Source organism: Devosia sp. BK (assembly GCF_032907385.1).
Lineage (GTDB): Bacteria > Pseudomonadota > Alphaproteobacteria > Rhizobiales > Devosiaceae > Devosia.
This window is the reverse complement of record NZ_JAIMBX010000001.1, coordinates 1482523-1496874: the sequence shown is the minus strand read 5'-3', so window position 1 is coordinate 1496874 and position 14352 is coordinate 1482523. Positions and strand designations below refer to the sequence as shown.

Annotated in this window: 12 protein-coding genes; 5 read left to right on the top strand and 7 right to left on the bottom strand. The window is 57.2% G+C overall.

Going from position 1 to position 14352, the window contains the following annotated elements; all coding sequences use genetic code 11:
- Positions 1–103 precede the first annotated feature (103 nt).
- The 7 genes from DevBK_RS07380 to DevBK_RS07350 form a co-directional block, all read right to left on the bottom strand.
- Positions 104–439 (bottom strand): hypothetical protein, encoded by a 336-nt coding sequence (locus DevBK_RS07380; protein WP_317184974.1) that lies wholly within the window; start codon positions 437–439, stop codon positions 104–106.
- A gap of 512 nt (positions 440–951) precedes the next feature.
- Positions 952–1488 carry a type II toxin-antitoxin system RelE/ParE family toxin gene (locus DevBK_RS07375; RefSeq protein ID WP_317184973.1) on the bottom strand — a complete coding sequence of 179 codons (537 nt, stop codon included), beginning with the start codon at positions 1486–1488 and terminating at the stop codon, positions 952–954.
- 3 nt (positions 1489–1491) lie between these two features.
- Positions 1492–1758, bottom strand: coding sequence for a transcriptional regulator (locus tag DevBK_RS07370; protein ID WP_317184972.1), 267 nt, complete (start codon positions 1756–1758; stop codon positions 1492–1494).
- Positions 1759–1835: 77 nt separating this feature from the next.
- Positions 1836–2177 carry a hypothetical protein gene (locus DevBK_RS07365; RefSeq protein ID WP_317184971.1) on the bottom strand — a complete coding sequence of 114 codons (342 nt, stop codon included), beginning with the start codon at positions 2175–2177 and terminating at the stop codon, positions 1836–1838.
- Between the two features lie 75 nt (positions 2178–2252).
- Positions 2253–4115 (bottom strand): hypothetical protein, encoded by a 1863-nt coding sequence (locus tag DevBK_RS07360; RefSeq protein ID WP_317184970.1) that lies wholly within the window; start codon positions 4113–4115, stop codon positions 2253–2255.
- Positions 4112–4588, bottom strand: a complete 477-nt coding sequence (locus DevBK_RS07355) for an ABC-three component system middle component 2 (protein WP_317184969.1) — start codon at positions 4586–4588, stop codon at positions 4112–4114. The genes DevBK_RS07360 and DevBK_RS07355 overlap by 4 nt, the downstream gene beginning before the upstream one ends.
- The gene (locus tag DevBK_RS07350) at positions 4585–5589 is read right to left on the bottom strand and encodes an ABC-three component system protein (protein ID WP_317184968.1); all 1005 of its coding nucleotides are present in this window, start codon (positions 5587–5589) and stop codon (positions 4585–4587) included. Before DevBK_RS07350 ends, DevBK_RS07355 begins: the two co-directional genes overlap by 4 nt.
- A gap of 145 nt (positions 5590–5734) precedes the next feature.
- On the opposite strand from DevBK_RS07350, the gene DevBK_RS07345 reads away from it, so the two are divergent.
- From DevBK_RS07345 to DevBK_RS07325, 5 genes are all read left to right on the top strand, one after another.
- Positions 5735–6679: a hypothetical protein gene (locus tag DevBK_RS07345; RefSeq protein WP_317184967.1), complete on the top strand. Its 945-nt coding sequence runs from the start codon at positions 5735–5737 to the stop codon at positions 6677–6679.
- A 423-nt stretch (positions 6680–7102) separates the two neighbouring features.
- Entirely contained in the window at positions 7103–8407 is a 1305-nt protein-coding gene (locus DevBK_RS07340; protein WP_317184966.1) for a hypothetical protein, read from the top strand.
- Position 8408: 1 nt separating this feature from the next.
- The gene (locus DevBK_RS07335; RefSeq protein ID WP_317184965.1) at positions 8409–11531 is read left to right on the top strand and encodes a VPA1269 family protein; all 3123 of its coding nucleotides are present in this window, start codon (positions 8409–8411) and stop codon (positions 11529–11531) included.
- The gene (locus DevBK_RS07330) at positions 11528–11983 is read left to right on the top strand and encodes a hypothetical protein (protein ID WP_317184964.1); all 456 of its coding nucleotides are present in this window, start codon (positions 11528–11530) and stop codon (positions 11981–11983) included. The genes DevBK_RS07335 and DevBK_RS07330 overlap by 4 nt, the downstream gene beginning before the upstream one ends.
- The gene (locus DevBK_RS07325; RefSeq protein WP_317184963.1) at positions 11980–14175 is read left to right on the top strand and encodes an AAA family ATPase; all 2196 of its coding nucleotides are present in this window, start codon (positions 11980–11982) and stop codon (positions 14173–14175) included. The genes DevBK_RS07330 and DevBK_RS07325 overlap by 4 nt, the downstream gene beginning before the upstream one ends.
- Positions 14176–14352: the final 177 nt, after the last annotated feature.

The window sequence follows — 14352 nt, the reverse complement described above, 5'->3', positions numbered from 1 at the left end:
GTACCGGCCGCCGAGACTGTATACGACCATCCCCACCCACCGTGCTTCCCGAGGGCCAATGCGGGAGTCACAAATGTTTCAGCATGGGCAAGTGACCCTCGGGTCAAGCCCGAGGGAAGGCCGTGTGCGATCCTAAAGCTTCTCTCCCCCGCCAATCCTTCACCGCCGCCGAAACCGCATCACCCAGCTCCCGCGTCAAATTCCGGCTCCGAAACGGCGATGTGCTCCCCAGCGCCGCCGGCGCGCTATAATGAATGTCGTAAGCCAGCCGTCCAATATACTCGCGCCCAAGCGTCTCGAACTGCCCGCACTCCTCGGCACTCAGCCTGATCAGCACCGAATAATCAAAGAAGCTATGGCTGCAATGCGCATCGAGATAGAGCGCCCCCTCATGCTCGAGCAAAAAGCAGGCATAGGGCTCGTGGTCCAAAACCTTCATAGGCGCTCCATAGGGCAGGGGTTGCGCCAGTCCAGGGCATGAGAATGGCCACACAATGACCAAGCGCGGCCAAGTCGGTCCACCTCATCAACACTCACGACCCCGCCCCACCCACGGCGTCATTCCCGCGAAAGCGGGAATCTCTCCTTCCACGCATGGGATTCAGCTTTCCCGAGAAGGCCTCCGCGACGAGACACGCGCGCTGCCAACAAAAACCTCAGTCAAACCAACGCGAGAAGCCGCGTCGCCTTGTAAGCGCCACGGCACAAACCATGCGCACCAAAAGCCGCGCCGGCTCAAAACCCAAAAAGACAGAAGACTTTGCTTGGTACGCCCTAGGGGAATCGATCCCCTCTTTGGACCGTGAGAGGGTCCCGTCCATTTACACCCCTCTCTAAGTCTACCACCTGCTCCTAAACACGTCGCGGATGGCTGTTGTTTCATTGTTTTGGCGGTTGGTATGATTGCGTTTTTTACCCCGGCCTCCAACTCTACCACCGGATTGCGATCGTTCACCAGCCGAGGCCCGACTTCGGAAAATGGATTGAGTGTTTGCTCATGAAGTCCACGAAGTCTTCCATGTCAGACACATCGTCGAGCATGGCGCGAAGCTCATGGTGCTCGGCGATGTCGGAAAGGTATCGCGTGACTTCGTCAGGCTCCCCCGGGAGCTCGCTGCCGACCCTGAGAGCCTGCTGAACGATCCGGGCGGCCAATGTCAGCTTACTCACCTCATCAGCCGTGGGGGCTTCTTTTGCCCGCATACTGGTTGGTCGATACGCGTCGCGTTGGCGACCGTGCCTGATAGCACCGATTTCCACCTGGCCGTTTTTCTGGCGCCAGGTCATTACGAAAGGCGGCATGTTGATGTAACGGGTGTCGCGGATTTTACCGCGTTGAAATGCGCGAGGGTTTTCGCCGACAAGACGAAGGATTTCCTCGAAACGGTCGAGTAAGGCGTCGGCCGCGTTTGGGCTGTCCTTCGCGATTTCGTCGATCTGGGCGAGAAACCATGCCATTGCCTTGGGCCGGACGGTCGCCTTGGTCATGGATCAACGAGCCTGTTCGCTACGGCGTCGCGCGACAATTGCTCGCGCCTTGCTGATCATCTCGTCAGCGTCCACTCCATGCCCCGCATCCAGCTCAGCAAAGCCTTCGATCTCTTCGAGCAAGTCCTTGCCTTCGCTTTCCATGTAAAGCCGGAAGGCCTCGTTCATGACAAAGCTGCGGTCACGCTCAACGCCAGCCGCGATCCGATCAAACATCTGCAGCATCTCCGTCGGTATGCGGATAGAAATTTGCGTCTTGCCGTCAGCCATGTCATATCCTCCATAATCACGTTGTATCACACTAAATCACGGCGTGATACAGCCACAAAGCTATGTGGTTAAAGTCGCTATAATCGAGGGGGGAGCTGTAAAAGACCGAGGGCGACGGCTTGTTCGGTAAGCTCTTCCCTGAGCAGATCTGAGATCTTGGCTTCGACGGCCGAACGCACCGTAGCGTTCACGTCCATCCCGTCCGCGTAAGCGGTGGTTTCCAGCAGATCTGGCACCTGCCACATCATCTGCATGACCCAAACGCCTTCGACGTCATCGAGCTGGGGCAGGGTATTTTCACATGCTGATGCCAACACAGCTTCGACAATGTTGCTGTGAGCTCCTTCGGACCATGCTTCAAGCAGTGTGAGCGCCAACATTTTGGTGCGCTCGGTTAAGTCGATGAAGCTGCGGGGCATGAGGTTGATCTCCTTTGGAGACGAACATCTCATGTGGCCCAGCAAGGCACACGAAAAGGGCGGCCGCGTGGAAGGCTAAAATAGACCCTTACGTGCGCCGGTTCCTAAGGGCCCGGTGAAGACGGTAATGCTTGCTCCGTCGCCAAAATCGGCCGGCGGCGGGTCATTTTCGATGATGATGAACTGAGCCAAGTTTCGGTGCTCCATCAAGAAGCGGTAAAATTCGACCTTCAGGCCACTTTCCTGCACTTCTTCTTCATCTGCCGAGAGGGCTCCATGCCTCGATGTAAGCGAGTCTCGATAGCTCAGTAGCGGACTATCCAGGACAAGAATGCCGGGATGAGGGAGCTGCTTTTCTCGACAATAGAGCAGCACCCCTATCTTAAAGGCGGCATTCATCAGAGCACGGACGCCTTTGCCATTACCGCGGCGCCCTTTGCCGTTGAGGAGGATGTCATGGGTGGCGTCGTCGAATGACACAATTGGGAGGCCGGGGAACTGCCATGCGTGCAACACTTTCTGCACTTGGGTAGCGAGTTCGTGCCCTGTGATGCCGTCGATGCCGGCAACCACGCTTCCACGGGGCACGGTTTGAGGCTTGAACGCTGCGATCAATGCTCGACGTTGCTCGAGTTCAGCGATCTGAGTTTGCAGGGTAAGGCCCCGTCGAATGCTCTCGCGAATCTGGTCCAGGGCTTCATATCGTTCTCGGGCTGACGCTTCCTGAGGCAGTGCCTCCTCTATCTGCGCATCCAGACTTTTGGTCTCGCCTTCAAGTCGTTCAAGTTTGCTTCCCAGCCCGTCTTTTTCGGCTCGTAAGGAAACAACCGCCTTTCTCAGGTCTGCTCGCTCGGCCCGAATCTTGGCGAGTTCCGCCTCGACCGCTCTTCTGGCCTGGGCAACTTCTTCAAGGCCATGCGTGCTGTGCTGATGCTCCGGCGACGCCCCACAGAGGGGGCAAGGACGTTGCGCACCAGCAAGAAGCGCTGCACTGCCTTCCTCAAGCGAAGCCAGACGTTCAATGTCGCTGTCGTATACCTCTCCAAGGAGATCAAAACGACCCAGGGATAACTCGACTTCTGTTTGTCGCTCGATGGCGTCAGCCAAGGCTTCGCGCTTGCTGCGCCTTTCCTTGTGAAGATTGTCAAGGTGCGTTTGCCAAGCGGCAACGTCTTCATAAAGGTCGGCCATGAGCCCGAGGAGCTCGTCTTCTTCCTCATCCAGGTTTACATGGCTGGGGAACTTGCGCTCCAACTCCGCTCGGGCGGTCGCGATCATATCATCGATCAGCTCGAGTTTGCCTGAATTGGCAGCTCGCTGGACGGTCTTTTTGGGGACAGTTTTTAGGGCGGAGTCATCTACGCCCGTCAGAATGAACTTGAGCACGTTGCGGTCGAATGTGTCTCCGCTTCGCTTATCGACGATGATCGGGCTGTCTTCACCCATCATGCTGGTTTCGTCAGTGTAAATGTAAGGCGAGAAATGGCGGTAGGTGAACGTGTTTTTGTCGCCGTTCAGCGTGCGGGCAATCCGCTTATTGAAAATGCCCATCTCGCCCAACAGAAGGCTGGACAGGCTATCGCCTTTCGCACGGTGCTCGGAATAAATCGTGCGATCCTCTAGCCCAGGGTCAACAGGATCAGCTGCTCCAAGAAAAACCGAGTAGTCTCCGCCAACCAGCGACCGAGCCAGTGTCACCGTTCCTGCTTTGGGAAGATCCATGGTCAACCAACAACGGTCATAGCCGCGGATTTGATCGATTTCCGGAAGCAGTGTACCGCCTCCGGACATATAATCCAGAGCTTTGAGAATGAAGGATTTGCCGGCGTTGGAGGCACCCCAAATGACGTTGACGCCGTCGACAAAAGCGACATCGCGCAGCGGCACTGCCGGACCGGTGAATGCCAGTCGACGAAGAAAAAATCGGGCCTGGTTCATGTCGGTCCTGACTCAGTGAAAGAGTCCGACCAGTCCCCGAGCTGTTGGCGGGCCTGACTGGTGAAACCGCCCTTGCTGTGTTGCTTGACCCGCTCCGCAACCCAATTCGCTCGTTCTTTGAGGCGCGAAGAATAGGCGCTTTCAAGAAGCTCAACGTATGAGGCAGCCTCATCAGAAGCACGGTAGAAAATTCCTTCGTCTGCCGCTTCCTGGACCAGGAGATGGCACCGACGCATAAGGTCAATTCCCTCTTCGACAAGCCGGCGCCGAACAAGGAGTTCTCCCTTTCGATCAGGAACGTCCGGATGGAGGCTCTCGGGTCCCCCAAGATCCGAGGTATGCACGACGATATGATCGAGCAGGACAAGTTCGGAGAGGTCTACGACCGCGGGCCGCAAATACTCCAAGACAACAACGGCGCGAATACCTGCTTCCAGCGGTGAATTGAATAACGAGCCGGCTTTGGTGGTCATGATGTCCACTTGAAGCGATTGTCGTTCACGAGATGGTGGCACATGCCTTGACGTACGGGAGTACGTACCGATCGACCTCTCAAATCTGTTGGCAGCAAGGATGCATGCCTCATGACCGCGTCCACCCGTTGGAGCATGTTGGAATGGGGTTGACGATGGACGTCAATGACGCCGTGATAGATGTCCTCCTGGAATGCCACAAGGGCATCAGCATCTGTGTTGTCGCGATGAAAGCGCTGAAACGCTGCCGCTTCAAAGAAACGAGTTCTCTGGTCTCGGAAGTGATCACCATGATCGGCATGCCTCAGGATGTCGTCTGCCGTGGCGAAGCTTTCGGCAGAGGCTTCTTCATACACCTGACGTAATTGCTCGACGTAAATAAGCTCTTCATTCTGCATGGTGCCTGGCGCGACCCCCGGCGGAGCTTCGTCTGGTACCAGTCCCAAAATTTTAGAAAGGGCAGGGCCCGCTGCCTTATCCTTTACAATCATTGGTGCGCTCAGATGCTCGACCCGAGAGAAAGGATAGGACTCGATTGCCTTCCGGATGCTTTCGGATAGCGGAATGACGGTTTTGGCGACGATTGCTTTGGCACAGTGATCATCCCATCCGTCGATGAGAGCGCTTTGCAGATCCGTGGGATTGTTGATCAGGTCAAGCAGGGGGCCGACGATGCCACGCGGAGATACGAAAACGTACTTCGTTGGCAGAGTGCGATATGCCCCCTCCACGTGATGATAGAAAACCTTGCCGAGTTCAGCCAGGGCTTCCGATTTTCCAAGCTTGGCGCCCCGTGTCTTCCGCTTGCATTGATAAAGATGCCAGGCGCCTTCGTGACGCTGCGAGGTGAGGAATCCAATGACGTCGCGACCCTTATCGTTGGCCGCGCCGATGCGCTCTACGCGATGGTAGACCTCGGACTTTTTCTCGACCCATAGCTCGATAAACTGCTCGAGCTCACTGTCATCGATCTCTGTCAAACGAACTGCAAGGCTTGGCATACTCTCGGTCCACTCGTTGCAACCCGCGCTCATTGAGCGGGAGGGTGCAATCGATCATGTAGCGGAAAATTCCAGAACACCAGGGAATTACGATGCGCCAAAAAATTACTACCAAAAAAGATAATCATGGTGTAAGTGGTAGTTCATGACGATCGCCGCCCAACCATTTTCGCGTGAGCAAAAGCGCCATGTCCAAGAGGTCCTCGATCTCTGGCAGCGCTATGCGCCGATGGTTTCGCACAAGCGGGAACTGACCGGCGGCATGCAGTGGAAGACCCTCAGGGGGCACGAGTACCTTTATCGCTACTGGCCTGATCCGGTGACAAGGAAGAAGCGCTCGACCTCAGTCGGCCGCCGCTCCCCCGAAACCGAAAGTCTCTACCGCGATTTCTATTCCCAGCGAGACGCTGTCACGGCATCGCTTACCGCTTCAAGACCCGATTTTGACCTGCAAGCACGCGTGTCGAAGGCCATGCGCCTCAATCGAATGCCAAATGATGCTGGCGATGTTCTTGAGGTTCTCTGGCTGAACAAGCTTCTGGATCAACTTGCCCTCGTCAGCGCGCAAGCCGTGGCTGCCTATGAAGTGGATTTGGCCCACCACATCTCTCGGCCGCCGCCAACCTTATTGGAATTCCTTATTCCCGATACTCGGTTCGATAATGCTCTGTTGGACGATCTTGAGCGTGCCCTCAGCGAGCTTGATAGCTCATACCAGTGTCGCTCCGCTTCAGGTGTCTTTGTAGGTGAGCGAGGCCCTGCTGTTCGGTTCTTAAGCTTTGGATCGCTTGTTGGCGAGCTCGATGCTCAACACGGCGTCGGAGCCGAACAGATCGACGCTCTCGTGGCGTTAAACGAATTCGAGCCAGTGAACCTTGTGGCGGTCCGTCGTTCTGGCGAGCCGGTTCCAGTTCGGGTGGTCGATCCACGACTATATGCGGTTCTCGCCGTCCTACGGGACGAGGACGCCGAGATAGGCATAACCATTGCCGAATTGGCCTCCGAGAGCGGACGCTACCCCTTCGACGATCATCTTCTGGAAGTCTTTCCAGAACTTGGTAAACGCGAAGATCACGGTCTCCGGCTCTAAAACCCGACTTCGTTAAAATTGAAGGTCACCCAGCGATTAATCGCGGGCGTGCCAATCCTTTGTTTCGCGTAAGGGATTGTGAAGATGAACTATTTTAATCTGCCGACATCGGCAAGATACGTTTCCTCAATGCGTTGCGGATCGGCTGCTGCCACCGTTTTTGTTTCGCATTCAGCCCAACGTGTCGTGAGAGAACCACAGCCCCTTTTCCATGCCACTCTGGCAATGCGCGTCTCCGGAGCTCCCGCGGGCTGGACGGCTCGTGTCGTCTTTCTCCTGCGCAAGGATGGCGTGGTCGAACCTTTCGTTCGCCTCCTTGAATACATGCGGGCTCACCCCTTCCGCTCAAGCACCTGGCAGAACACTGTAGCCCGTGGCGTCGGACTGTTCTGGGACTACTGCCAAGCTCATGGCGATCGAGTCATGCGTGAGGCCGCGGTCACCAAGACGCATCCTCAGGAAGCCCTTTTTCGCGGCTTTGCGCTGGCCCTCTTATCCGGCACCGACATGAGCAACGCCGACGATGAACTCCTGTGGCCCAGCACAAGCATTCACCGTAGTCGCGAACTGATTTCGGCCGTGGAAGCCTTTGCCGAATGGAGCGATACGTCAGCGGCCCGTACTGCAATCCTTCCGGCCAAGCTCAAGCAGGCGCCGAGCGATCAGCTCAATGTCACCGATATGCTGATCTGGGCTCGCATGCGCAACGTGTCGATGCTGAGGCATATCAAGGCTCCTAACATTGTTCGCCGGACCAATATCATCGATTTTGGCCCTGATACCCGCGGCCATGGTTCTGAACCGGTGAAGTTTTTTCCGCCTGACCACGTCGAGCGTCTGCTTTGGGAGGGTCATGTCCGGCCCGGCATGGAGCACGAGCCCAATCCCTTTCTCAGATTCAATGTTCGCGATCAGATGATTGCGCTTCTCGATGCATGGGGTGGTTTACGTCGCAGCGACGGCCTGCACCTCTGGGTCAATGATGTTGTCGAAGAGCCCAAGAAGCCCGGTCACGCCCTGGTCGTTCTCAACCATCCATCCGAAGCCAAGGTTGAATGGTTCGACCCCATCGCCAGGAGAACCGTCAAGCTCACGAGGGCTGAGGTCCTCCGTCGGCAATATGATCTCCTTCCCCGAAACCAAGTTACCCGCGGCCGCTACCACGTTGGCTGGAAGAACCTTGAGCTCAACAGGGAACATCAGGCTTTCGTATATTGGCTCGAACAGTCCGCTGGCGACTTGTTCTGGGTACTTTACCTTGGATATCTGCGGCACGTCAGAGCGCCCATTATGCAGCGTCGCAAGGCGCTTGGTGGCTATGATCATCCGTTTCTCTTTGTCAGTCTTGGCGGCTCCAATACTGACGGGGGCATGATCGGGGATCCACTGTCGAGCCAGGCCTATACCGACAGTCATGAGCGAGCCGTATTGCGGTTGGGCCTTGAGCACAGCAAGGAAGCCGGCACGTCGACGCACGGCCTTCGCCATCTCTACGGCCAGACCCTCGCAAACCTCGGCGTCTCGGCGGCCATTATCAAAAAGGGGATGCATCACCGGCATCTCCTGTCACAGGTGCCCTACACTGTGCCCACGGCGGACCGCGTCAATAGCGTGTTGCGTGCTGCCGTGTCGGGCCAACCCCTCGAACAACAACCACTTGGTCACGAGAGCGCTCTGGCTTTGCGTGACCTCCACCAATTCATTGTCGGGGGAACGCCTCGTGTCTGACATGTCCACCTTCGATCTGCGTCGCCTTGGCAGCCCGCATTTCGCGAACACATCGCTCAATCTCTTCGGCATCAAGCCATTAGTCGACGCAAGCACACCAGTCTTCTCGTCCGATGACGAAGATGACGACGGCACTTTCGAAGTCGAAATCCCCAACACGGCATTGCACCAAACTGTCGAGGCGCTTTGTGCCAAGGCATCTTCGGGTCTCACCGCAAAGGAAAAGGCTCCCTTATTGCGAGAGCTTTACGGTCTTGAAGGTGTTCTCTGGCCGCTCGGCTTTTTATGGGGACAGTCGCCCTTTGGCGAAATCGACATGTTCTCATTCCAGCATTTGGTTGGTGCGCTCGATCCGAACCTGGCCGCAATGCGAGATGAATTCGAGGCCCTGCCAACCATTCAGCGGCTGGACATGGACCTGGTACGGAAGAACTATTCGTTCAACTACTGGAAGGTGTTTGTCGCGCTGCAGAAGTCGTTTGACGGCATTAACACACTCAACGATGTTACCGATCTGCACGCCGGTTATCTTGGGGATGCTCTCAAGCCCAACGGCGTTTGGCAGCCATTCATCCCGAATTGGCAATCCAGGCTTATCCGATCATTCATGACAGCGATCGGTGAGATGCGAAATGATCACAATTTTGGTCGATCGCTCGGACGGATTGCCTATTCCGGGCGTGGTGCTCGTAAAATGTCGCCTGTCAGCGAGCACGAGCACCTCAGCTGGATCGAGCGGGATTACGAGATCTGGCTCGATGAGTTGCATCTGGCCCAAAAGAAGCAGCACCGACGCGGTCTCAAACTTATGCTTGCCGCGCTTGAAACTCTTCCGCCAAACCAGACTGATACCCCTCACAAGGTATTTTCCAACAAGACTATGCGGGCCATCCTGGAGTTTGCCGCGTCTTGGAGTACACCCGCAACGCGAATGGGTGCTGTCGGTAAGGTGTTTGATTTTGGCACGTGGCTTTCGGACCGTAGCCGTGACGACCGAGGTCGCCCCCAATTCAGCATGTCTCTCACATGGTCAGATATCACGAGGTTCAGACAGCAACAGCCGCAGGTGCAAAGAACCACCCAATTGGCTGCTCGCCCGATGCCCACGCGCCTCCACCTCAGGCTCAAGGAAATCATCTCCGAAGATGACTTCGCCTGGCCTAAGTCGCTGGTTGGTGCTGACGGTCAGGCACGCCTCTGGTTCACTTGGGCTGACAGTATCACCGGCGAAGGGGCGCCTGTGTTCTCAGAGGTGGTGCCACGCCTCCTGATGCTGCTGCTCGATCTGCCGCTTCGCACGGTTCAGGCCCGACGCCTCGACAGCGGGGAGGGTGATGCCGAGCGTTGGAATGTGGAGAAGCAGGTTTGGGAACCCAATGTAGGCCCCCATGCCCGCTACTGGCTGAGAAACAAGGCTCGCAATCCGCGGCGTGGCGTTCTGCGCCAAATCAAGGGGATGGGCATCAATGGCAGCGACATCACCGGCTTTTATATTAACTCCAACAAGACCCAGGATCGCGAGCAGCTGTTCGACGAAACCTCGGGGTACGAAATTCCATGGCAGCATGACGAGGTCATTGCCAACCTTGATGCCATGCGGCGGTGGCAGACACGCTACAATGTCGTCGAAGGGCCGCTGCCCCAAGCCGAAGTGCCAAAGCATGTTTTCAAGGACGAGGCGAGCGCCGTGGTTCGCCAGAGCCAACCCGATCGCTTCTACCTTTTCCGTGACCCTTTGAACTATGGGAAGCGTGGGCGTGAGGCCCCACCTTCCTATCCGGCGCTCCTGCAGTTTTTCCATGACGCCCTGAGCGAACTGGAACGGCGGCTCAACGAGGAAGATCCAACCGCCAATATCACCATTATCACCCGTCGGGATGAAAGCGGCCTGCCAAAGCAAGCCATCTACTCGATGCACGGTATGCGATCGTCTACGATCACCGCCCTTTATGATAGCGGCGTGCCAATCGGCATCTTAAGCCGGCTGGTTGCTGGTCATTCCACCATTTTGATGACCCTGCGCTACGTCAAGTACGAGCCCAGTCACGTGAATGAAATTCTCAACGCTGCCCGGCAAAAGGCGTTGGTGAACAGCGAAGCAGATTTCCGCGAAACCCTGAGTTCCTCGACGTTTGCACAAGCAGCTCGGATGACCGCCCGATTGTCCGATGACGGCATTCATCAGGCCACTGGACAATATGCCGAAAGCTCCAGCTGGTCGGGTATGGACATCGGTGTTTGCCCAAATGGGCAGACGCTTTGCAATATCGGTGGCGAGACAGTTCGGAAAAGACAACCCCGTGGGGAGGCAGATAAGTCCGTATATGGGCCTGTGCCTGGCGGCGCAAGAAACTGCGTCCGTTGCCGCTTCTTTGTAACCGGCCTGCCGTTTTTGATTCCCTTGGTGGGACACTCGAACGCCATCGCTGCCAAGGCCCAGACGGTTGCTGCTCGAACCGAGTCGAGAAAGGCCGAAATCTCTGAACTGAAGAAGCGACGTTACACTCTTACGACTGAAGGTGAACCTGTTCCAGACGATCTGCGGCGTCGCATCGCGGTCCTCGAAGCGGAGTGGGAAGGGGATGACGCCAAGAGCGACCAGCATGCGGCCGATTTTCATGCCGCTCTGACGCTGATCGAAAAGATCCGCGGCTTGGCAGGCGAAAGCGACGAAGACGCCAAGCTTCCGATGCTGCTGCATCAAGACGGGGTCCCCGAGGTCACCGGCCGACCTTCAACGCGGTTTGAGCTTTCTGACTCTATCGTCCAGATGAGCCGCTTCTATCCATCACTTGAATCCGAAGACCTCGAACGTGAGCGCGATGGGTTTATCGACCGCGTGCTTTATCGGGAGGGTTTCGTGCCTTTCTCGATGTCGCCGCTGTCCAACGTTGAAAAGCGTAAGGCTGCGGATGCTTTGGCAGAAATGCTCTTGAGTAAGCTTGGTGCGATGGAGACCGAAAATCTGATCCAGGGCCGCAAGACCTTGGCAGACCTTGGAATCGAGCACAGTTTTGACGATGCTATCAGACGCTCGATTGGCCGGCCTCTCGACCGTGCAGCTTTGCCTGCTGCCAACGACGGTCCCATGCTGCTCGACCTCACAGCTGAGGTCCGAAGATGAGCCGTTCCGTCGTCCCTGACATTCTCAGCCGTCTTGAGCCGCTTCTCGAAGACAAGGTTCGTGCGTGGGAAGCCAATGGCCGCGCCACGCCTAGCTTGCCGTATACATCAGACGGCAAGGTCAACGTTCGGGGGCTGGTCAAGCTTCTGGGCCTGCCGGTTCAGCAAGAGCAGCATTTTTTCAAGAAGGCCGAAATTCGTTCCGTCGTCAACGCGGTGGCTCAAGAGCAGGGGCTTAAGCCCATCGGCGCCCGTGGCGATCAAGACGATGTCGACGCTGTCGTTGGGAATCGCATGAAGCTTGAGGCTCGACGGCACAGCGAATTGGGTAAGCTGGTCGCCGAGCAGGCTGCAACGATTGAATGGCAGAGGCGCGAAATTGCCTCCCTTCGCGAGCAGCTGCGCATCGTTGAGGAGACCGGGCAGACCGTTCGTCTGGGTGGTGTCTTATGATGCAGGTTTCCATCGACACCATCCTCTCCCAGCGTGAGTTCGGCACAATCTTCTCCGCGACCGTTCTCGGTAATGAACACCCGCATGCAGGAACCCGCCTGCGATTTAAGGCACTGACGCAAGTCCTGACCGGCAAGCCGGGCGTTGGCGAGGTCTGGACCATTGAGGGCAGGGGTCGCGACACCGTCCATGGTCATCAGGTGGAGGTGCAACGCGGTCGCAGGGTGATGTCGGGCGGCGTATTGATGCGACGTTTTTTGGCCAACCATGCCCCCGGTATCGGTGAGGAACGGGCAACTCGACTTTGGAACGCCTTTGGAGTGCGCCTTAACGAAGTGCTTGAGGACGATAGTCGGCTTCAAGCGGTTGCTGACGTCCTTGCGCCCGGAAAGCCCGTCCTTGGGGTTCGGCTCGCAGCTGGCGTTATGCGATGCTGGCGCGATGCTGCCGGCGAGGCCGCGGTCATGACATGGCTCGACAATGCCGGTATCGAAGATGTTCGGCTCGCCCGTCGCCTTTATCGCCTTTGTGGTGAGGAGACCCCTCGGATTCTGGAAGCCAATCCCTATGCCTTGGTGCCGCTGGTTTCGTGGAAGACCATCGACGACATTGGCAGAGCGATCCTTGGTCGTGATGTGGACAACGTCGTTCATGATCGGCGGCGTTTGGTCGGTGCGGTCGACGAGTGCATCAAGCTGACCCTGCAACGTGGCGCAACCGCGCTTTATGAAGCAGATCTGGAAGAGGCTATCGGTAAGCTTTTGGGCATTCGGTCCCCTGTCATCCTCGGTGATGCCATCGCTTTTGCGGAACAGGATGGGGCAGTTTTACGGGATGGCCGGACGTTGCGTGCCCCTGGTGCGGCAGCCATGGAGTTTGCGCTTCAGAACCGGTTTACCGCGATGGTCGCTGGCAGATCTCAGCATAATGTTTCGGCCATCTCTGAGGCGTTGGCGCTGGCGAACCAGACCTTGGCACCGCATCCTCAACAGCTCGAGGCTGCCCGAGCCGTGTTGAGCAATCCATTATCGTGCCTCGTTGGTGGAGCCGGCACGGGCAAGACCTATACGTGCCGCTTGATTGTCGAGGCCTGGGAACAGCTCGGTGGTCAAGTTGTTCTTTGCGCTTTGGCGGGCAAGGCGGCACTGCGTTTGAGCCGATCAACCAGTCGTCTGGCCAAGACCCTTGCCAGAACGCTGGCTGAATTGGCGGAAAGAGAGCGCCTCGAAATCGAGGGGGCTGACGGCGCTGACACCAAGTTGGATCGTTTGGCCAAAATTGAAGCCGGGACACTGGTCTTGGTCGATGAAGCCTCAATGGTGGACTTGCCGACAGTGCATGCTCTCGTGCGACGCCTGCCGGAAGGGGCACATCTTCTCCTCGTCGGTGATGAGAGCCAGTTGCCTCCGGTCGGATTTGGCCTGGTCTTCCACCAACTGGTTCGTGATTCAAGGATCACCGTCCGTCTGACCCAGGTGCATCGCCAAGCTGCTTCCACTGGTATTCCCGCAGTGTCGGCGGCAGTGCGAGAAAGGTCCCTCCCGGGCCTCCTCCCATATGCGGGGATGGCCGATGGTGTTGTGCATCAGTTTGCAGACCTCGATAGCCTTCCGGAAGCGGTCTCTAACATTGCAGAGGATCTTGGGGTTGTGGACGGAGAGGCGTTGATCGTCGCAGCGACAAATTCCGGGGCCGCGGGTGTCGACAGCCTCAACGCAAGGCTGCAATCAATTCGCTTCGAACGGGATAACCCTCCAACCATGCGAGGGCATCTGGGCTGCATCTTCGGCATCGGTGACCCTGTCATTTTTGGTCGCAACGACTACGCAGCCGGACTCGTCAACGGGATGATGGGCCGGGTCACCGAGATCTTCCCAGACACCATGATGCTCGAAGTGGCATTCGAAGGAGAAGAGCGACGCAAGCTGCTGGATACCGAGCAGATTTTCGATTTGTCTCTGGCTTACGCGGTCACCTGCCATAAGTGTCAAGGCAGCAGCGCCAGTCGCATTATCGTGCCGCTTTATCCGACGCGTCTTCTCGATCCAAGCTGGCTCTACACTGCCATCACGCGGGCCGAACGACAGGCGGTTCTCGTTGGACCGATCAGCCTGGCCGAAGCTGCCCTGGCTCGCCCCTGGGTGACAGAACAACGGCTTGTTGGCTTCAGATGGACTGGTGAGGGCAGATGACGCTTCCCGCCGCCGAACTTGTTTATCTGATCTCCGGAGCCGCCGTCGCGCCGTTCCGAAGAGGTCGACGAGCGCATCGTGCAAGGTGGAAAGCGGCTGAGGCCGCGTGCCTTGCACGGGAGCACGACGGCCTCAGGAAAGGAAGCAAAGGCGGCGATGGGGTCAGATACCCTGATC